The sequence below is a fragment of the Rhizobiaceae bacterium genome (genome assembly GCA_023953835.1).
Taxonomy (GTDB): Bacteria; Pseudomonadota; Alphaproteobacteria; order Rhizobiales; family Rhizobiaceae; genus Mesorhizobium_G.
In genome coordinates this window covers 181,444-201,021 of sequence record JAMLJB010000002.1, presented here as the reverse complement: position 1 = coordinate 201,021, position 19,578 = coordinate 181,444, and the positions used below count along the sequence as shown (strand labels likewise).

Here is a 19,578-nt window from a genome sequence, read left to right as displayed (position 1 = left end):
ATGGACCTTGACCATGAATCGGTCGTCGGTTTCACCAAGAGCTGGGGACTGTTCTATCTCATGGCACTGGCCGTGGCGGTGCTGATCTACACGTTCTGGCCGTCGAACCGGAAGCGCTTCGACCGCGCCAAGAACAGTATTCTCGACAAGGAAGACAGACCGGGGGGACCAGGCGATGGCAACGGAGAAGCTTGATCCCGTTACGGGCCGGATGACCACCGGGCATGAGTGGAACGGCATCGAGGAGCTCAATACGCCGGTACCGCGCGTGGTGCTGTTCTTCTTGGCGGCCACAACTCTGTTCGCCATCGGCTACTGGCTGCTGATGCCGGCCTGGCCGCTTGGCTGGACTTACACAAAAGGACTTCTGGGCATCGATCAGCGCGTAGTCGTGACCCGCCAGGTCGAGCAGGCAGCGGCCGAACGGGCTGAGGCCTGGACGGAGAAGCTGGTGGAGGCAAGCTATTCGGAAGCCCTCGGCGACGAGGCGCTGATGCGCCACGTAAGCGAGACGGGCCGGACCCTGTTCGCGGACAATTGCGCTGCCTGCCACGGCGTCAACGCGACCGGCGGACCGGGTTTCCCGGACCTGACCGCAAAGACCTGGCTGTGGGGCGGCGAACCGGAGACACTCGAGGAGACAATCCGCGTCGGCATCAATTCCACCAATGACGACACGCGTGTCTCCCAGATGCTGGCCTTCGGTCGCGACGGTATTCTGGAACGGGACCAGATCAGTGACGTGGTCGCCTATGTCCGGTCGCTTTCGGGTGCGAGCGGAGATCAAGCAAAGCTCTCGGCGGGGCAGGAGGTCTTTGCCTCGAATTGCGCATCCTGTCACGGAGAGGACGCCAAGGGCAACCGCGAACTCGGAGCGCCGGACCTCACGGACAATCACTGGATCTATGGCGGCGATCTCCAGACGGTCTATTCGACGGTCTATGCCGGCCGCCAGGGTCATATGCCGAACTGGGGTAGCCGGCTGGCGCCGGCCGATCTCAAGATACTGACCCTCTACGTCCATTCCCTGCGAGGGACTGCGCAATGACGGCCGGACGTGAGAAGGCGGTGGTGCGTGCAGGTTTGCTCGGCTGGAAGAGCCTTTCATTGATGACCGCGTTGGCGTTTATCGTACTGCTGGTCGCGGCCAATGCTCACCTTGTCTATGTGGCATTCGTCTCGCAGCCGGACTGCGTGCCGCATCTGAAGGATGTCGGGGAGAGCGGGGAATATCGCGCCGCCGGATCGTCGTGCTGATGGAGGAAGCCTATGGCCACGCTCGACCAGACTGAACCGACTCCCGTTCCGCTCGCCATGCAGCGCCGCCGCAACTTGCCCGCCGGCGCCGCGCTCGGCTGGCTGGGGAAGGGCTGGCGCGACCTGTGGAATAGTCCCGGGCCAAGCCTCGCCTACGGGATCGCGGTCTTCGCGGTTTCGCTCGCCATCATCTGGGGTTTGTTCGCGTTAGGACTAGATTATATCCTGCTGCCGGCCCTGGCCGGTTTCATGGTGGTCGGGCCGCTCATCGCCATCGGCCTCTACCAGAAGAGCAGGGACATCGAGACCGGCGAGCCTGTCAGCCTGGGCCGGATGGTGCTAGTGCAGGCGGCGTCGGGCGGGCAGGTGTGGTTCACCGGCGCGATCCTGTGCCTTTTGATGCTGGTATGGATGCGCGCCGCCGTGATCATCTATGCGCTGTTCTTCGGGCTGCGACCATTTCCGGGGCTTGGCGGCGTGTTTTCCATGCTGCTGACCACGCCGGAGGGGTGGGGCATGCTGGTCGTTGGCACGGTGGTCGGGGGCCTGTTCGCGGCCTTCTCCTTCGCCATCAGCACCTTTGCCGTGCCGATGCTGCTCGACGAGAAGACCGACGCCTTCACCGCCATGGGCACCAGCATCTCGCTGGTATGGAACAATTTGCCGGTCATGCTCGCCTGGGGCGCGATCGTGCTGGCGCTGTTTCTCGTCTGCGTGGCGACGGGGCTCCTCGGTCTGATCATCGTGTTTCCGTTGCTCGGCCATGCGACATGGCACAGCTACAGGACGATCAGGTGAGCTGCTGCGCACCTGGCGCGGAGGCTGCCGCCGAACTCGGTGGCTTCCCGTCCCGCGAGGAACTGCGGCTGGCCAGCCGCGAACTGGGCAACGGGCTGTGGCAATCCAACCTCTCGGTCCCGGGCGTTCATTGCGCGGCCTGCATTCGAGCCGTGGAGCACGCGCTCGCGGGCCTGCCGACCGTCGAGCATGCGCGCGTCAACCTCTCGACCAAGCGCGTTGCGGTCATATGGCGCGGCGAGGAGGCGCCGCCGATCGTCGAGACGCTCGCCGGCATAGGCTATCCGGCGCATCTGTTCGAGGCCGAAGACGAAAAGGCCGATCCGGAACTTTCCCGGCTCGTGCGCGCACTGGCGGTCGCCGGCTTCGCGGCGATGAACATCATGCTCCTGTCGGTTTCCGTCTGGTCGGGAGCCGAGGCCGAGACACGGCAGGCCTTCCATTGGATTTCGGCGGCGCTCGCCCTGGTCTGCCTGCTCTATTCCGGCCGCATCTTCTTCCTTTCGGCCTGGAACGCGCTGCGCCGCGGTCGCACCAACATGGACGTGCCGGTCTCGATCGGCGTCGTGCTCGCTTTCTGCCTCAGCCTCTACGACACGATCCACAATGGCCGGCATGCCTATTTCGACGCGGCGACGTCGCTGATCTTCTTCCTTCTCATCGGCCGAACGCTCGATCATGTCATGCGCGAAAAGGCTCGATCAGCAGTTAGGGGCTTGATGCGCCTGGCTCCGCGCGGCGCGGTCGTGCTGCATGCCGACGGCGGCCGAGATTTCCTGCCGGTCGCCGAAATCGAGCCGCAAATGCGGATCGCGCTGGTAGCAGGCGACCGCGTTCCGGTTGACGGCGTTGTCGAGGAGGGAAGCTCCGATATCGACTGCGCCATAGCCACCGGGGAAAGCGTTCCTCAACCCGTGCGGACGGGATCGAAGGTGACTGCGGGCACCCTAAACCTGACCGGGCCGCTGGTGATCGCGGCGACGGCCCGCACCGATGCGTCGTTCCTGGCGGAAATGGTCCGGCTCATGGAAGCCGCCGAGGGCGGCCGCGCCCGCTATCGGCGGTTGGCGGACCGTGCCGCGCAGCTCTATTCGCCCGTCGTGCACGCCACCGCCTTCCTGACCTTCCTCGGATGGATGGCCGCCACTGGCGATTGGCACAAGGCGGTCACGGTCGCCATCTCCGTTCTAATCATCACCTGCCCCTGCGCGCTCGGCCTTGCCGTGCCGATCGTGCAGGTGGTAGCGGCGCGCCGACTATTCGAGGCCGGCATCATGGTCAAGGACGGTTCCGGCATCGAGCGTCTGGCCGAGATCGACATGGTGGCGTTCGACAAGACTGGGACGCTGACGCTCGGGCGTCCGCGGCTGCTAAATGCAGAGGGTATCGACCCGGATGCGCTGGCGATTGCCACCGCCATAGCGGAAAGGTCCAGCCATCCACTGTCACGAGCACTGGCTGCGTACGGGCGTAAAACCCGCATCACCGTTTCCGAGGTCACGGAACATCCGGGCCTTGGCATCGAAGCGCACGCCGACGGATTCGCCTACCGCCTTGGCCGGGCGGAGTGGGCGCTGGCGATTCCGGTAGCGGAAAATGCGCCCGGCACAGTCCTGGCTCGTGATGGCGTCCTGGTCGCGTCCTTTGACTTCGAGGACACATTGCGCCCCGACGCCGAAGCCGTGGTCGAAGCACTACGCGCTGCCGATATGCGCATCGCCATCCTGTCGGGCGATCGTCCCGCCATGGTGGCCGCCACGGCGGGGATGCTCGGCATCAGCGACTTTGAATCGGGACTGATGCCGGCCGAGAAGGTGGAGCGGCTGCGGACCATCGCCGCCACGGGCATCAAGGTGCTGATGGTCGGCGACGGCATCAACGACGCACCGGCGCTCGCGGCCGCCCATGTCTCGATGGCGCCCGCGTCAGCCGCTGACATCGGCCGCAACGCCGCCGATTTCGTGTTCCTGCATGGAAGCCTCGACGCGATCCCCACGGCTTTTACCCTATCGCGGGAGGCAGGACAGCTCGTCCATCAGAATTTCGCGCTGGCAATCGCCTACAACGCCATCGCGCTCCCTATTGCCATAGCCGGCTACGTCACGCCGCTGATCGCAGCACTCGCCATGTCGCTGTCGTCGATCATCGTCGTCGCCAACGCCTTGCGCCTCGGACGACGGCGCACAAGCAAGCCTGGATCCGAGACTTTGACAGCCGTGCCGCATCCGCTAAAGGCGGCTTTGGAGCCAGGAGAATGAGCAGTTTGGTCTTCCTCGTGCCACTGGCTCTCGTGCTCGGGGGCGCTGCGCTCGGCGCATTCCTATGGACGCTGCGCAGCGGGCAATATGACGATCTCGAGGGGGCGGCTGAACGCATCCTCATCGATGAAGAGGATGACGATGCCGGAGCCGGTAATCCCAAAGCTGGCGAAGACGTGAACAGGGAAACGGCTGGCCCCGCTAGGCGCCGGATATGACCCCGTCCGCAAAAATGGTGCGGCGGGATAGCACTGGCCAGTTCACGCTCGACGCCGAAATTCTGGCGAAGCGCTTCGGATGGTCGACGGAAGAGCTCCACGATCTCATGCGCCGTCATCGGGTTACTAGCCGAATCGAGCGCGGCGAGGGCGATGACGAAGGCCGATGGAGGTTGTCGGTGCGCTGCGGCAACCGACAATGGCACGCAATCGTCGAAACCGACTGCGCGATTGTGCACGAGGCGGTGGACTTCGTTGCCCCAATGAAAGCGACGCTCGCGGGGAGCAGATAGTCCTTTCGACCGAGCCAACCGCCAGTGGTCGAAGCGCCAGTTGCTCAATCCCAAAGCGCTCAAAGTTTGCAATTGCGCAAAGAGGTCGCGCATCCGTTACGGCACAGATGAAGCGCGGAACCGTGCAAGCAGTTCCCACAGTCTGGTCGGAACGAAGATGGCCTCACACACGTCCACTCGATACCAAGCCATCGTACTCATATCCATCCTTTCGGTAAGCCTGCTGGTATGTCTAGCTAACACCCACACAGCCAGCGCCTCTGGCATCGGCGATTATCTCAGTACAGCAGTGGCCACGGACCTCCTTCCAGACGCCGACCGGCTGGGCGAACCCGTCGGCGAGCCGCCTCTTGTTCCGGCCTACAAGGACGATCAGACGGTCGGATATGTCTATCTGAACACCGATTTCACCACATCGATCGGCTACTCCGGCAAGCCCATCCGAATTCTTGTCGGCATCGACAAGTCCGGTGTCGTTCGTGGGCTGAAGCTCGTGGAGCACAAGGAGCCGATCGTCCTGATCGGCATACCGGAAGCGAAGGTCATCGCCGCTCTAAACGGCTTTATCGGCCGAGACATGGGTCGCGTCGGGCACGGAACGGCCGCCCCAGGTCGACATCGTGTCGGGCGCAACGGTAATCCGACGCTGTGGCTTTTCCGCTGTACGATCCCGACCTGATAAAATGCAGGCGACCATGTAAGTTGTGAGGGTCTTCGCGCTCCGCTCCAATCATTTCAGTCGAGCTCTCAGGTCGCAATCTGCGGGAGATCGATCCCTCGTACGGGGAACAGGTCGAGGGGTAGCCTATAGATACGCTATGTGATAAAAGATAGCTCGTAAGTATATCTTTTCAGGATAGGGGTGACCAGCGGTCTGACAGACGCTTTGGAGAAAGGGACAATTCATGGCGCTTCATCACGCCAGGGCGGCTGAAGTCGTCGACTTCTCACCGCAAGGTTCCCGGCTGAGGAGCATGCGCACCGCCGCCATTGTGAAGACTGCCGAATTCGAGGTCGCCCGCCTCGTCGTACAGGAAGGGGTGCTGCTGAAGCGACACCAAGTCCCAGGGAGCATCACCTTGTATTGTCTCGAAGGTCACGTTGAAATCGAGCTCGACAGAGAGTCCATCGAAATGGAGGCTGATGAATGGATTTATCTCGACGGCGGTACGCCCCACGCCGTCCGGGGGCTCACGGATTCGGCGCTTCTCCTGACGATCATCCTTGCCAATCCTGCGGAAGAACGGTGAGCAAAAATACATAAGCCAGGCGAGTTTCGGTGGCGTCCGGCACCCGATCACCGCTGCCGCCCAGGTGCGATCGGCACCAGCTGAACCGCCAGAGCACGGGCGAGAGTTTGCGCCGGTGCAAAGAAGGATCAAAACGCATGCTTATGCTGCCAAGATGCAAAGTTGCAGGTCAAGCTCCAGAGGTGGAACCTATGCCCGATCCAGAATATCAAAGCACGCTGTTGCCGATGTTGATCGCGTGACTGGTGTTGATCGTGGTGGGGGCCGTCGTCGTCATGATGTTCGTTTGAATAGCGAATTGGCCCACGACTCTTAGCTCTTCGCGTCTGGCACAGAAGTAATTTAAGTAGAATCCTTAGTCCCAAGCAACGGCGTTTCAATTCGCGGACCGACGACAAGCGATGACACTGTCGCTCGAACAATAGTGAAAGCACGATTCGTAGGCAGGCATGTTGGCGTCGTCACGCCCAATGCGGACGAGACTAGCGAACTGAGCGGGCAGGCTCTTGACTCGCTTGGCACGACGTTGTGGCCCGCCCGAACTCCTAAACGTTGTGGCTCGGACGCTAGACGCGGACGATCTAGTTCAAAATGCGCCATAGGCAGCAGGTCACGCGGCCCTGCTGTGGGTCCGATTCGACTGACCGAGATAAGAATCGAAGGCAGCGGCGACTGCCCTTATGACGAAACGGTGGTCTTGGCGCACGCGGATGAACCCCTCACTGATGTCAATCACGCCATCTTGAACCAACGGTTTCAGCATGCCGGCCGCCGCATCGAGGATCCTGGTAGCGTCGAAACCGCAGGCGGTGCAGAGCGCTGGAATGTCCGCCTCGAAATCGCACATCAGCCGCTCGATGATCGCCGCCCTTACGCTGTCCTCGGTCGTGAGGCGGTAACCCCTCGCCGTGGCGAAATGGCCGGCGGCTATCCGTTGGGAATAAACGCCTGAAGCGACTTCGTTCTGGACATAGCCCTCGCCGACGCGGCCGATGGCCGATGCGCCGAAGCCTATCAGCGTTTCGCAGGTGTCGGTCGTATAGCCTTGGAAGTTGCGATGCAGCCTTCCGGCTTCCTGCATCAGCACCAGTTCGTCGCCCGGTAAGGCGAAATGGTCCAGGCCCACCTGCCGGTAGCCGGCAGCGACCAATGTCGCGGCGACAGCCGCTGCCTGTTCGCTGCGGGCGGCGCTGCCCGGGAGCGCCGCCTCGTCGATCATGCGCTGATGCTTCTTGAAGGAGGGAACGTGCGCATAACCGAACACGGCGAACCGGTCGGGCCGCATCGCGATGGCGATGTTTGCGGTCTCGACGCAGGACCGCACCGTCTGATGCGGCAACCCGTAGATGAGGTCGAAATTGATCTCGGACACGCCGGCTCTGCGGAGATCGAGAACGGCGGCGGCAGTTTGCTTCGGGGTCTGGATGCGGTTGACTGCCTTCTGTACGATCGGATCGAAGCTCTGTACGCCGAGGCTTGCCCGGCCGATGCCGGTCGTTCCCAAGGTCGCGGCCATCTCGGCCGTCAGGGTGCGCGGGTCGATCTCGATGGCGACCGCAGCCGTGTCCGTGAAGTCGAAGTTGCTGCGCAACAGGTCCATCAGCGCCCGGAACTCCGCCGGCGTGATGATCGTTGGCGTGCCTCCGCCGAAATGCACGGCGCTGACGCCGAGCCGCTGCGGCGCGAGTTCCGCGACCATGCGGACCTCCTCGCGCAGCACCTGCAGATAGCCGAGTATCGGGGCGTCCTGGCGTGTAATCGTGGTGTGGCAGCCGCAGTACCAACACATCGAGCGGCAGAACGGAATGTGCAGGTAGAGCGATACAGGATTTCCCGCCGGCAAGCTCCTCAGCCAGTCTCGATATGTATCGCCGTCGATATCCGACGAGAATTGCGGGGCCGTTGGATAGCTGGTGTAACGAGGGAGGCGGGTCTCGCCATATTTCGCCAGGATTGAAGTCTGCAACGGGAATATCCTGTGCTGCCGATCGTCGATTTATGAACTCTAGCCGCTGCTGTGTCCCGTCTCTTTGCGAAATGCCAAAGTCAGGATCGCTTCAAGTATTTCTTCGAGAAGTTTGCGTTTCGACAATCTTGCCTGGCTGCTGGCCCGCTAGCCTTGGCTGCGGGAGCGCATCCGCCGTCTCCCAAGGCGAGCAATCCTGGGCGGAACAAGGATTTATCTGACATGACCGCAGCACAAGCCTCCTCGATCCCCTCGATCGACGTGCGTACCATACCGCCTTTCGAGCGCCATCCGCGAGTCTTCGGCATGATCGAGGGGCTGGAATCGGATGAGTGCTTCATGATCATCAGCGACCATGATCCACATCCCCTGCATTACCAGATCGAGACGAAATACCCGGGTTTGATCGTTTGGGAATATCTGGAACAGGGTCCGACGGTCTGGCGCGTCAAGATCGGAAAAGAGGCGCCGTCAGGCTGCGACTGTTGTTGCGGGTCGTGACGCACAGGCCTCGACGAGGCGGCGCCTGGGAAGGACCCGCGGCATCCGGACCTGGAACACCATTTCAAATAGCGCGGCGTTGATGATTTTCGCCGTGCGCGATGACCTCGTCCCAAAAGGGCTTTATCCCAACATCGAGGGCTGATCCGCGACAAGGCGACCCGCGCCGATCAGTTCCAGACAATAAGGGACGGCCGGGAACACGGCACTCAGGCATACTTCTATCGACGACGGCTTCCCTGGCAGATTCACGATCAGGGAGCGGCCCCGGACACCGGCTGTCTGCCGTGAAAGGATGGCCGTGGGGACATGCTTAAGGCTGGCTTGCCGCATGAGCTCGCCAAAACCAGGGAGTTCCTTCGTGATCACCTCGCGCATGGCCTCTGGAGTAAGGTCCCGCGGAGATGGGCCGGTGCCACCCGTAGTGAGGATCAGATCCACGCCGCCTTCGTCGACGAGCTCCAGAAGCACGTCCCGGACGCTTTCCAGCCCATCAGGCACAATTCGGCGGACGGGGTTGTAGTGCCCGGTAATGGCACGGCGTAGCCAATTTTCAATGGCAGGACCGCTAAGGTCCACATAGTCTCCGCGACTGGCACGATCCGATATTGTGACGATCGCAATCTGGGTCATGTTCTCTCCTGGCGGAGTTGCGTTCAGCCCAATGTCGCCACATTGCCGCCGAGCTTATCGTCGTGAACGCCTTAACGCGCCCGGCCCGGAAATCGCTTGCGCAGACGCAAACCGCAGGTAGGGGGGCGGGTGCTCGCGGCGAGGCAAGCTACCCTTGTCGATCGTCTGCGCACCAGGACCTCCGTGTTCGACATCGTGCGTTCATATCATTGCCGATGTGGTCGCCTCCCATCCGGGCTTGCCGTATGCATATCCGTCGACCATCATGCCGGGCAGTTCGAGGCATGACAGAACGAAGCGCGCGCTTTGGGGGTCTTCTCTGCCGTCCAGCAAAGCCCTGTAGGTCCTTGCCACTTCCACCATGTCCGCGGTCTGGGGCGAAAGGCGCAGGCGCCGAACCCCGCATGCAGTCAGTTCCCCCGGTATGGGCAGGAAGGCCTGCACCTGATTGGATAGGGTCTGCAAACCGTTGATCGCGAGGAATTCCTGATCGTCAAGCGTATCGACCGCGAGGCCGTCTGGATCCTTTTCGCAGGTGAACTGGCATGAGTCCTTGTGCAGCCCATTATGCCGCGCGTGGTAGCACCGTCCGGAGATGGCGAGGGGCAGCCGGCCGAAGGCGAAGACCTCGAACTCGGTCTGGGGGCAAGCCTGCGCCATCTGGCCGATGGCGGCGAGGGAGAGTTCGACCGGCGGGCAAATCGAGCGTGCGCCACGATCGATCAGGAACTGGGCCGAACCTTCATTGTAGACATTCAGGAAAGGCCCGGTGACGAAAGGCCTTCCTGAACGCGATGGTAGGGCGGTTATGTCGTTAATTTCGATCAATCGTTCGTCGGCGCATAGTTCCTCGACGTTCCGCCGCTCCCGCACGGATGCTGGCGCAGCCAGGGTGGAAATCACCACCTCCTTTCCCGCGCGTTCCAGGCGTTCAATGATGTCTGGCCAAGCCGGATCGGAGAAGGGCATCCGCTTGCCGCAGACAACCTCGCCGACATGGACCCGTTCCACCGGGGCTTCATCGGCAATGCGGCGATAGAAATCCGCCAGCCTCTCGCGTGACCAGTGGAAGAAGACCGGACCCAGCGTCAATGCGGTTTTCTGCACGGTCATCTCCACGACTTCTTGTAGGCGCCGGTCGTCTGTCGGCCGCCTTCCGACTGACCCGCCAGTATGCGGTCGATCTCGATTGCGTCGCTGCCTTGCTCGACCGCGTCCACGGCCTTCCTGAAGGTGCGAACCACCTCGGTCACATAGCCCTTGCCGCGCTGGCGCCCCTCGATCTTCAAGGCCGTCACGCCAGCCGCCTTCAGCCCGGCAATCATGCTTCCGGCATTCAAGCTGACGGGATCCTCGAATAGGTAAGAGGTTTTGTCACCAGCCTTGAACCTTCCCTTGCACAGCGTCGGGTACCCCACCGGCGCACCGGGTGTATAGCGGTCGATGGTGAAGCGGGACAATCGCGCCACGGTGCCGTCGATATCCTCCTCGTAGCTGACCATTTCCGGCGGCGAGCAGACACCGTTCAGGTTCGGCGACTTCCCGGTCGCGTAAGAGGAGAGATAGCAGCGACCCTCCGTCATCACGCAGAGACCGCCAAATACGAAGGCCTCCGTCTCGACGCGGATATCCCGGTTGAGTGTGGCAACTTCCTGAATGGACAGCACTCGCGGCAGGACGACCCGACGAACGCCAAACGTCTCGACATAGAAGCCGATCGCCTCCGGCGTGGCGGCTGCAGCCTGTACCGACAAATGAAGGCGGATTTGTCTGTGGTTCCTTGCGACGTGATCGAGCACAGCGATGTCGGCGGCGATTATGGCGTCCGCGCCGCACCCGGCCGCCGCATCCGCCGCCTTGCGCCACATGTCCACGCTGCCCACCCTGCCGAAGGTGTTAATGGCGACCAAGACCTTGCTGCCATGCGCGTGGGCGAAACGGACCCCTTCCGCCATTTCCTCCGTCGAAAAATTGAGCCCGGGAAAGTTCCTGGCGTTGGTTTCGTCGCGAAACCCGCAATACACGGCGTCGGCGCCGGCCTGCACTGCCGCCCTCAGCGTTGCAGGCGTCCCTGCCGGACATACCAGTTCTATACGCGTCGAGCTCATGATTTCTCCTGCGCTGGTCCGGGCTTTGCAGACGCGTCGAGCCGCCGCATCGCATCGAGGCCGCCGAGGATCCCGGCATTCGCCGCCCGGGCGAGAGCCCCGCTCAGTCCGAGCAGGTCGGCGGGAAGCAGTTCTGCATCCTCGATCGTATTTCTCAGAGCAAGCACCGCCTCGGTGCTGCCGCTGATCGATATCACTCGGCTAAAGAACAGTGCATCCCCGTCGAGCGTGCCGTCGAGCAGACCGAGCAGCATCAGGAGAGGACCTCTGACTACGACGCTCGATGTCGCCGTTTCCTCCTTCCGCACAACCCGGACGACCGATCGCATCCCGTCCGGGACGATCGTGAACGCAAATGCCAGATCAACCGGATCGACGAAATAGCGCACGGATTTGTGCTCGCCCAAGCGTTCGAATAGCCCCGGTCGCCGCCGGGCAAGCGAGCGCAGGGATAGCGTCAGCATCGGGCCGAGCGGCAACCCTGCAACGACCGGGAACAGGTGCTGGGCGAATGCCGGCAGTCTAGCTTCCGTTGCTTCCAGCGTCATCTCACGCTCGCCCGGCCGCTACCGTGACAGGCGCTGGCCATCTCGGTCAGACCGGCGGCGTTCGGACAATAGTGCCGGTACCGCCGTGTGAAATCGCCCGTCGCGAGGTCGCGCCGGCAACGCCCCCGGCACGGGCACGCCATGCAGATCAGCTGCATCTCGCGCATCTGCGCGCCTCTAAGGGCGCGGATCTCGTCCGGATCGACGTCGACGCTCCGCATCGCCCATGGGAGGAGGTTTTGGGGGGCGAAAGGTGGCCTAAAGACATTGTTGGAAGCATTTTGCGTCGAGTTCATCCGCGTTCGGGCCTGCTCGTGCTGGTCGACTACATTTGTCGCCCCGATCCATCGCCGCGGGTCGCGTGCCCAAGCCGTCGCGGAGCTCCATAGCAGCCGGATTCCGCCAATCAGATGTCCGAGCATGGAAGCCCTCCTGGCACATTGTTCAGGAGTCTAATCCTAATCAAGTCGGCGTTCTTTGCACTTCCGCAAAGAACGCGTCGGCCGAGGGTGTGATAGCTGCCGTCAACCTGGGCCATTTCATGCATCAGCGTCATCTTTCGTCGTTCCCTGATCTCGGCTCGTTCCTCACCCTCCTCGAAACGAGAGGGCAGGTGCGGGAGATCGACGCCCCCGTGTCGATGCAGCTCGAAATAACCGAGCTACATCGGCGGGTGATTGCAGCGAAGGGACCCGTGTTGCGCCTGTCCAGGCCGCTCGACGATCGAGGCAAGGCGTCGCGCTTTCCTGTCGTAACCAATCTTTTCGGTACGACGGAGCGCGTCGCATGCGGTCTGGGCACTGACCTGGCTGGATTGAAGACGCTCGGGGAATTGCTCGCCTGGATGCGGGCGCCGCGACCGCCGGCGACCTTGCGCGAGGCGCGGCTGATGCTGCCTGCCGCACGGGGCGCACTGCTGGCTCGCCCCAGGTTCGTTACCCCGCCCCGCAACTGGCATGAGGCCGAACCGGACTTCTCTATCCTTCCCGTGCAGCGTTGCTGGCCGGACGACGCGGGGCCGCTGATAACCTGGCCGGTAGTGGTCACCCGACCGCCGGGTGCAGACGATCCCGCCGCCTACAATCTTGGCGTCTACCGGATGCAGGTGATCAGCCATGACCGGGCTATCCTGCGCTGGCTGCCGATGCGCGGCGGAGCGGCGCATCACCGGCTGTGGCAGGCGGGGGCCGAGGAGATGCCGGTCGCGGTCGTTATCGGGGCCGACCCCGCAACGATGATCTCGGCGGTGATGCCCGCGCCAGACGGCGTTTCGGAACTGGCGCTGGCCGGCATGATCAACAATCGGCGAATGGCGATCGCGCCCTGCGCAAGCATTCCTCTTCACGTGCCCGCCAGCGCCGAGATCGTGTTGGAGGGCGTCGTCTCGCCGGGTGACGTGGCGCTGGAAGGCCCGTTCGGTGACCACACTGGATACTACAACGCTCCCGCATCCTATCCGGTGTTTCAACTCAAACGCATTTGCGTGCGCGACGATGCGCACTATCTGACAACGTTCACCGGCCGTGCCCCCGACGAGCCTTCGGTTCTCGGGGAGGCGCTGATCGAGGTGTTCAAGCCGCTTCTGAGGCAGCAGATGCCCGATGTCGTCGATGCTTGGCTTCCGCCCGAGGCCTGTTCGTACAGAATCGCCGTGGTTTCCATCGCGAAGAGTTATGCAGGTCAGGCGCGGCGCGTCATGATGGGGTTTTGGTCGCTCCTGCCGCAGTTCTCGATGACAAAACTGGTCATCGTGGTGGACGACGACATCGACATCCGGTCATGGCCGGATGTCATGTGGGCCATCGCGACCCGGATGGATCCGTCCCGGGACTTGATGCGAGTAGACCGCACGCCCATCGATCTGCTCGACTTCGCGTCTCCACTTGAGGGTTTGGGAGGCAAGCTCGGGTTCGACGCGACACGCAAGATCGGACCCGAAACCAGCCGCGAGTGGGGAAAGGAGCTGCGCATGTCGGCGGATATCGAGCAGCAGGTCTGCCTGCGCTGGACCGAATTCTTTCCGCAACAGGGCGATGGGAAGCAACAATGAACAAGCGGCTGATCGTCGGCGTCACGGGAGCGTCCGGTTCCATCCTGGCGCTCGAAACACTTCGGTTGCTTTGGCGAATGCGGGTGGAGACGCATCTCGTCGTTTCGAAAGGCGCGCACGCCACGATCGCCCACGAACTCGGCGCTGGCGGCCTGGCTCGCCTGAAAGCTGCGGCGACGCACACTCATTCGCACGAAAATCTGGCCGCACCGATCGCCAGCGGCTCGTTCAGGACCGGCGGCATGATTGTCGTGCCGTGCTCGATGCGGTCGCTGGGCGCAATCGCTCATTGCCTCGGCGATAACCTCCTGACTAGGGCGGCCGACGTCGTGCTCAAAGAAAAGCGCCGACTGGTGCTCGCGCCGCGAGAAGCGCCCCTCCACGAAGGGCATCTCTCGGCAATGCTTGTCCTGGCGAGGATGGGTGCGATTGTGGCGCCACCGGTGCCGCCATTTTACGTCAAGATGGAGTCGGTCGATGAGATAATCCGGCAGATTGCTGCCCGACTGGTGAATTGGGCCGGCATCGATCCTGGCGATGAACTGAAACGATGGGGCGAAGGGCCGGTTTCGTAAGCGGGATGGTGCCTATCGCGACTGGTGCCGCACTTTGCGCGACCACCATCGCACGACCGCTGCAAAGAAACGACGAAACCCCCTGAAGGTGCCATTCGATTGTCGAGACGCGACGGGCTGAGGCATTTCAAGCAGCGCATGCAGTGTCGCTGGATGGCAAGTCATCAAATGAAGTATTTCCGAATGGGCTTGCTGTCGAGCCGGTGGCATCGTCCTATTCCTTTTTCAAAAGGATAGGACCGGTCATCGCCGCTCTCTTTGCTCTTGCACAAAGAGGTGGGTGATCGGATTTGGTCTGATGACGGCAATCAAGTCGTCAGGAAATCGATGCCCGTCCAATCCCAGAATGACATGACCTATGATGTGCGAAGACTGCCTGCAGCGAAACAACAGGCAGCAGTCTTATCGATGTTCGATGGTCTCAGGCCAAGTCAGACCTTCACTTTCGTCTGCGCCTTCGACCCCACGGCGCTCGAGCGGAAGTTCGCGGCTTTCTTTGATGGGGAGCATAGCTGGACTTGCATTCGGCAAGGTCCGTCGGAGTGGAGGATCCAAGTCGGAAAACGCGCCCAAGTGACGGCTTGGTGAATCATCTGACCGAGGCCAGTTGCGAAACATGCTCGGGGTCGGTTTAGGACCCGTCAGCTTCAGCTGGGCATGGCGAGAGCTGCCGCATGGCAAATGCGCCCGCCCTCGCAGTCGTAGCAATGTCGTCGAAGAGGAGTGCGATATCGAGGTAAACGCTGCGGTCGCCTTCAGTCACGGTCAAATCGTCGAGGTCCTGGAGGAAGAAAAGCACTGCATCGATGCGTTCGCGCTGACGTCGCGCGCTGGCAAGATGCTCGCATGCTTCCCGCTGTTCCTCCAGTGCAGCAAACCGAACAAGCGCCTCGTCGAGGCGAGAGTGACATTCGCAATCGAGCTGAACCTCCCTCATCAGGGTCGTCAGCCGGCGGACAACCGTCGGACGCAGGTGACGAGCGGGGTGATCGGTTCCTTGCGACAGATCAATCACGGGCATGTCGTCCTTGCTCCTCCCAGGCTCCCGGGTACTTGTGTCGGTCAGCCGGATCCGCATTGGGGGCGAGCATGAGTGTCGAAGCGGGCATCCAGCACATCCTCCGACATCGGTTGAGCCGAAGCCGGCAAGACGCATAAAATAGTAGCAGGCTTGGCTGAGGGTTGTTTGCGTCAGCGCAAACAACAGGCCGATGATTTCTGAATTGATGGCCGCGCTTTCGTCCTGGAGCCGACCCGCCGCCAACAAAATGGAAAAGCGAACCGCTTCGATCCGGCACAGATCTCCAAGTTGCCCCGAATGGGGCACCACAAGGAGGCGGGAGCCCTTCAGGCTATTCTTCCTCATGGCGGCGATAGACGCCATGCTGGGGGCTGCGGCTTGGCTGCCCCTGACGTTTATGACAGAAACCTTGTCCGGCGGCGTCCCCGGCGTGTGGCATCGAAACGCCCTGTTGTTCGGAACGGTTCCTGCGGTCCTTGCCGGATTCCTCCTGACGGCCCTGCCTCGCTGGACGAAACAGCCCGCCGTTTCCCTCTCGACGATGCGCTTTCTGGTTACAACATGGGTGGCCGCGCGCGCGTCATACTTCCTGTTCGCCACCGTGGGGCTCGCGTTTGCCGCCATCTTTGTCTTGTCTCTCACGGTCGTTGCGGCCAGACCCGTGATTGCGAGCAGGGACCGTCGCAACGTCAAGGTCGTGCTCCTGCTCTCGTGCTTTTGCGCAAGCACCGTCGCAATGGCGGGAGTATGGCACGTCGAACTTGCGCTCAGGATCGCTATCGCGTCGATCGTCGGCCTGATCGCGATCATTGGAGGGCGGATCGTTCCTGCCCTGACTGCAGCCTACGTACAGCAGACAGGCGGGCTGCGTCTCATCGGGCTTTCGATGCAGGTGGAACGCGCCGCGGCGATTGCGACGACGTGCGCCCTCGCCGCTTGGTCCATCGCTCCGCAGGCGTGGCTGACGGGTGCGGCGTGCGCCGCCGCTGCCGTCTGTCAACTCATGCGCGTTGCGCAATGGCGCGGCTGGCAGGGCAGTGCGCCTTGGTCGATCCTTGCATTGCACGTCGGTTATTGCTGGACCGTCACCGGCTTCATGCTTCTAGCACTCCATGTCTTCGTTCCGGGAACCGTGGGGCGGGGCGCCGGCATCCACGCCTGGACGATCGGCGCCTTTGGCATGATGGACCTGGCTATCATGGCAAGCATGATCCGCAAGCACAGCGGCCACCCCTTCTCGGACTCCGCCCCGGCGACGGCCGCATTCGTAGCGATCATGCTGTCCGGCCTTTCGCGGCTCGTGGTGGAGACGCCAGTTGCCGATGGCGGGCTGTGGCTAAGGATTTCGGCCGTGCTCTGGATCGCGGCCTTCGGCCTGTTTCTGGTGGCTTTCGGAAGCTACCTGCTGGGGCGCGAATGATCGCGGGAGGGGCCGCGCGTTGCTATCAGATCCAGAACAGCAGGAACCAGCCTGAATTGACGACACTCATCCCCACAGACACGGCCAGCACCGCCAATGCGCGGCGGCCTGTTGCACGTGTGTAGATGCCGCCGACCTGCCAGCAAAGGATTCCCGACCAGATCGATGCCAGCGCAAGGAAGGAGAAACGCAGCTCGTCGATGAACGGCAAAGCGAACCCGTCGGAACGAAGCTGACTGACGGTGAGGGCGGAGAGGCCGAGGAACACGCCGGCGCCGGCCAGCGGAATAAGTGTCTGCGCCAGGTGATGGAAGCGGGCAGTCGTCCACGGTCCAAGGCAGCGCGCGGCAATGGCGAGCAAGAGCGTCACCGCGGAGCCGCAGGCGAGGGCGGTCGCCAGGATGTAGGCGACGAGAACCGTCCCGTCGAGCAGCGTCAGGACATCGTTGCGCTCTGGGTAGTTGGTCAACAGCCACCACGGCGCGGATGTTTCGAGCGGCCAGGTCGCGCCCATCTCGACAAGCCGTTCGGCAGCCATTTGTTTGATCGCGACGAGCCAGGGGCTTGCGGACCAGTGGAACGCGCCCACGGCGACGCCCATCAGCCCGAAGGTGATCAGCACCGTTTCCCAGGGCTTCGGGGTCTTTCCGGCAACATGGACGATCTCGTGGCTTGGCGGGCGCCTGGCAAGGCGGATCGCGCCGCGAAAGCCGCTGCAGCGCCCGCACATGTGGCATTCGCTGGCGCCGCGCATGGTCCGCAGTTGCACGAGAGGCGCGCAGTTCACCGGTCCCGGCTTGATCTTAGACATCTGCGACTGTTGCCAGAGGAACGGGTCCGTGCAGAAATGCAGCGGTGCCAGCTTTGCGAGCAGGCCGAAGACACCGCTCACCGGACAGAGATATCGACACCAGAGGCGCTTATTGCGCCCGTAGAAATAACCGACCGCGGCAGCCGCAAGGGTCGAGCCGCCAAGGATCAGCAGGGCCGGGCGCGGATACTGGTAGACGCTGGTCATCTGTCCGTAGAGCGTGGTGGAGCCGAACGCGACGGTGGGCCAGCCAGGCCATGTCAGCCAGCGGGGGATTGCTCTCCCGCGTCCATGGCTGCTGACGAATTCGGTTATCGCGCCCTCGGGACACAGGAGTCCGCACCAGACCCGTCCGACCAGCGCCGTACTCAGAAGCACGAAGGGCCACCAGACGCCCCAGAAGACAAACTGGGCGAAGCGAGTGAAATTGCTCCACAGATAGGCTGCATTGTCCGGAAGCGGCAGGAATACGGGGACGATCAGCAGCACGGCATAGATCGACACCACCGACCACTGCATGCGCCGGATTGCCGACTGGTGTCGCCGGAGCCAGTCGCCGATGCTTCTCCATATGTCGCTCTCGGGCGCGGGCAAGGCGCGAACGGGCAGCGTGATTCGTACTGTCATGATGGTCTGGGCGAAGCATGCGGCAACCGCATCCGCAGCAGCGCGACCGCGACGATCCAGAATGAAGCGTAGACGAGCGCGGACATCAGATCGGGCCGGGACCGATACCCGGTCACCGCGGCGACGAAGCCACCGAGCGGACCGCTGTCGTCGAGCAGCCATGACGTATCCCACAAGGGCCCGCCGAGCGGGGAGACGAGGTCGAGTCCGATCGCGCGATCGAGTGCGGTCATGATCAGCGACGCGGCCAGCGCTAGCAGAAGGATCTCGGTGACTCGGAAGAAGACGCTCCAGGGAAAGCGCCGGGCGCCAGCCTGAAGCAGCCAATAGGTCGCGCCCGCCAGCGCGAAGCCAGCTGCGGCAGCCGCGATATTGCCGGCGAGCGCCGTTTCGCCCGCGGATGCCAGGATGCCGTAAAGAAAGACAACCGTCTCGCTGCCCTCCCGCGCGACAGCGATCATCGCCAGGAGAAAGAGGCTCCACCAGTTGGCGCCGGTCACCGCCTGTTGGGCTCCTCGTTCGAGGTCTCGCTTCAGGCCGCTGCCACGATGGCGCATCCACACAACCATCTGCAAGATGAGCAGGGCGGCTAACCCGGCCATGACGATCTGGAAATAGTCCTCGCGATCGCCCTCCAGCAGGCTCGCAAAGGACAGAATGACCACGGCCAGAAGCGAGGCCGCTGCCAGACCGGCAACGACGCCGCCCCACAGGAAGTGCCTGCCGGTCGCGATCACTTTCGTCTCGGCGTTATGTGTCAGCCACGCGTGGAGGATGCCGACGACGAGCAGCGCTTCCATGCTCTCGCGCCAGATGACGAAGGCCACCTGTCCATGAAGGCCGGTCATGGAGATGCAGGCTCCCTGGCGATCAGGGTGGCGGGAGGCATATCGAGATGGAAGTCGTCGAAGAAGCGGTATTCCCCGGGATCGAGGCTGCGGATGACGATGAAGGACGTGACGCCCGGGCCCAGCACCTTCTCCTTGCGGAGTTCGAGGCTCTCGAATTCGACGGGGCTGAGGCCAGTGTTGCGAAGTTCGAGCTTGAATCGCGTGCCGGAGGGAACCTCGATCGCCGAAGGCGAGATGGCGCCGTCCTTGAACTCGATAACAAAGACCGGATAATCCTCGGCGCTTGTCGCGACGGACATCGATAAAAGGGCTGCGCCGGCAGCGATCGGTACTAAGCGCGCGAAGACGGACATCTCACACTTTCCAACGCAGGTTACCGAGCCGCTGCGCCAC

At 62.6% G+C, this 19,578-nt stretch carries 21 protein-coding genes and 2 pseudogenes; 14 read left to right on the top strand and 9 right to left on the bottom strand.

The genetic code is table 11. The features are described from left to right. The 9 genes and pseudogenes from M9924_18805 (at position 1) to M9924_18765 (ending at position 6,074) form a co-directional block, all read left to right on the top strand. A complete protein-coding gene (locus M9924_18805) occupies positions 1 to 195 on the top strand; it encodes a cbb3-type cytochrome c oxidase subunit 3 (GenBank protein ID MCO5066440.1) in 195 nt (64 codons plus the stop codon). Next, a complete protein-coding gene (ccoP, locus tag M9924_18800) occupies positions 176 to 1,048 on the top strand; it encodes a cytochrome-c oxidase, cbb3-type subunit III (protein ID MCO5066439.1) in 873 nt (290 codons plus the stop codon). The genes M9924_18805 and ccoP overlap by 20 nt, the downstream gene beginning before the upstream one ends. Beyond that, entirely contained in the window at positions 1,045 to 1,257 is a 213-nt protein-coding gene (locus M9924_18795) for a hypothetical protein (GenBank protein ID MCO5066438.1), read from the top strand. The genes ccoP and M9924_18795 overlap by 4 nt, the downstream gene beginning before the upstream one ends. A gap of 12 nt (positions 1,258 to 1,269) precedes the next feature. Further along, a complete protein-coding gene (locus M9924_18790; GenBank protein MCO5066437.1) occupies positions 1,270 to 2,055 on the top strand; it encodes a DUF2189 domain-containing protein in 786 nt (261 codons plus the stop codon). Beyond that, entirely contained in the window at positions 2,052 to 4,313 is a 2,262-nt protein-coding gene (gene cadA / locus M9924_18785) for a cadmium-translocating P-type ATPase (GenBank protein ID MCO5066436.1), read from the top strand. Before M9924_18790 ends, cadA begins: the two co-directional genes overlap by 4 nt. Beyond that, a pseudogene (ccoS, locus tag M9924_18780) lies at positions 4,310 to 4,450 on the top strand (cbb3-type cytochrome oxidase assembly protein CcoS). The gene cadA and the pseudogene ccoS overlap by 4 nt, the downstream one beginning before the upstream one ends. Positions 4,451 to 4,527: 77 nt before the next feature. After that, positions 4,528 to 4,824 carry a DUF6522 family protein gene (locus M9924_18775; GenBank protein ID MCO5066435.1) on the top strand — a complete coding sequence of 99 codons (297 nt, stop codon included), beginning with the start codon at positions 4,528 to 4,530 and terminating at the stop codon, positions 4,822 to 4,824. Between the two features lie 157 nt (positions 4,825 to 4,981). Further along, positions 4,982 to 5,462: pseudogene (locus M9924_18770) on the top strand (FMN-binding protein). Positions 5,463 to 5,729: 267 nt separating this feature from the next. Further along, the gene (locus M9924_18765) at positions 5,730 to 6,074 is read left to right on the top strand and encodes a cupin domain-containing protein (GenBank protein ID MCO5066434.1); all 345 of its coding nucleotides are present in this window, start codon (positions 5,730 to 5,732) and stop codon (positions 6,072 to 6,074) included. Positions 6,075 to 6,684: 610 nt separating this feature from the next. Here the strand turns inward: M9924_18765 and hemN are convergent. After that, positions 6,685 to 8,040, bottom strand: a complete 1,356-nt coding sequence (hemN, locus tag M9924_18760; protein MCO5066433.1) for an oxygen-independent coproporphyrinogen III oxidase — start codon at positions 8,038 to 8,040, stop codon at positions 6,685 to 6,687. A gap of 222 nt (positions 8,041 to 8,262) precedes the next feature. Here hemN and M9924_18755 point away from each other — a divergent pair, with 222 nt between their 5' ends. After that, positions 8,263 to 8,541: a DUF2249 domain-containing protein gene (locus M9924_18755; GenBank protein ID MCO5066432.1), complete on the top strand. Its 279-nt coding sequence runs from the start codon at positions 8,263 to 8,265 to the stop codon at positions 8,539 to 8,541. Positions 8,542 to 8,664: 123 nt separating this feature from the next. On the opposite strand, the gene mog is transcribed toward M9924_18755, so the two are convergent. From mog to M9924_18735, 4 genes are all read right to left on the bottom strand, one after another. Further along, positions 8,665 to 9,174 carry a molybdopterin adenylyltransferase gene (gene mog / locus M9924_18750; protein ID MCO5066431.1) on the bottom strand — a complete coding sequence of 170 codons (510 nt, stop codon included), beginning with the start codon at positions 9,172 to 9,174 and terminating at the stop codon, positions 8,665 to 8,667. Between the two features lie 201 nt (positions 9,175 to 9,375). Further along, complete coding sequence (locus M9924_18745) at positions 9,376 to 10,281, bottom strand: U32 family peptidase (GenBank protein ID MCO5066430.1); 906 nt, start codon at positions 10,279 to 10,281, stop codon at positions 9,376 to 9,378. A 2-nt stretch (positions 10,282 to 10,283) separates the two neighbouring features. After that, positions 10,284 to 11,282 carry a U32 family peptidase gene (locus M9924_18740; GenBank protein ID MCO5066429.1) on the bottom strand — a complete coding sequence of 333 codons (999 nt, stop codon included), beginning with the start codon at positions 11,280 to 11,282 and terminating at the stop codon, positions 10,284 to 10,286. Continuing rightward, a complete protein-coding gene (locus M9924_18735) occupies positions 11,279 to 11,830 on the bottom strand; it encodes an SCP2 sterol-binding domain-containing protein (protein MCO5066428.1) in 552 nt (183 codons plus the stop codon). Before M9924_18735 ends, M9924_18740 begins: the two co-directional genes overlap by 4 nt. Positions 11,831 to 12,371: 541 nt before the next feature. Between M9924_18735 and M9924_18730 the strand changes: the two genes are divergently transcribed. From M9924_18730 to M9924_18720, 3 genes are all read left to right on the top strand, one after another. Further along, positions 12,372 to 13,880, top strand: coding sequence for a UbiD family decarboxylase (locus M9924_18730; GenBank protein MCO5066427.1), 1,509 nt, complete (start codon positions 12,372 to 12,374; stop codon positions 13,878 to 13,880). Next, on the top strand, positions 13,877 to 14,455 hold the full coding sequence (locus tag M9924_18725; GenBank protein ID MCO5066426.1) for a UbiX family flavin prenyltransferase: 579 nt from the start codon (positions 13,877 to 13,879) through the stop codon (positions 14,453 to 14,455). Before M9924_18730 ends, M9924_18725 begins: the two co-directional genes overlap by 4 nt. Positions 14,456 to 14,863: 408 nt before the next feature. After that, positions 14,864 to 15,043 (top strand): DUF2249 domain-containing protein, encoded by a 180-nt coding sequence (locus tag M9924_18720; GenBank protein MCO5066425.1) that lies wholly within the window; start codon positions 14,864 to 14,866, stop codon positions 15,041 to 15,043. Between the two features lie 43 nt (positions 15,044 to 15,086). Here the strand turns inward: M9924_18720 and M9924_18715 are convergent, their stop codons facing one another. After that, the gene (locus M9924_18715; protein MCO5066424.1) at positions 15,087 to 15,839 is read right to left on the bottom strand and encodes a hypothetical protein; all 753 of its coding nucleotides are present in this window, start codon (positions 15,837 to 15,839) and stop codon (positions 15,087 to 15,089) included. On the opposite strand from M9924_18715, the gene M9924_18710 reads away from it, so the two are divergent. Beyond that, positions 15,820 to 16,896 (top strand): NnrS family protein, encoded by a 1,077-nt coding sequence (locus M9924_18710; GenBank protein MCO5066423.1) that lies wholly within the window; start codon positions 15,820 to 15,822, stop codon positions 16,894 to 16,896. The genes M9924_18715 and M9924_18710 overlap by 20 nt on opposite strands. 25 nt (positions 16,897 to 16,921) lie before the next feature. On the opposite strand, the gene M9924_18705 is transcribed toward M9924_18710, so the two are convergent. From M9924_18705 to M9924_18695, 3 genes are read right to left on the bottom strand one after another with little or no spacing between them, the layout of a single operon-like run. Next, entirely contained in the window at positions 16,922 to 18,334 is a 1,413-nt protein-coding gene (locus M9924_18705) for a 4Fe-4S binding protein (GenBank protein MCO5066422.1), read from the bottom strand. Beyond that, on the bottom strand, positions 18,331 to 19,182 hold the full coding sequence (locus M9924_18700) for an FTR1 family protein (protein MCO5066421.1): 852 nt from the start codon (positions 19,180 to 19,182) through the stop codon (positions 18,331 to 18,333). Before M9924_18700 ends, M9924_18705 begins: the two co-directional genes overlap by 4 nt. After that, positions 19,179 to 19,538, bottom strand: coding sequence for a cupredoxin domain-containing protein (locus M9924_18695; protein ID MCO5066420.1), 360 nt, complete (start codon positions 19,536 to 19,538; stop codon positions 19,179 to 19,181). Before M9924_18695 ends, M9924_18700 begins: the two co-directional genes overlap by 4 nt. Positions 19,539 to 19,578: the final 40 nt, after the last annotated feature.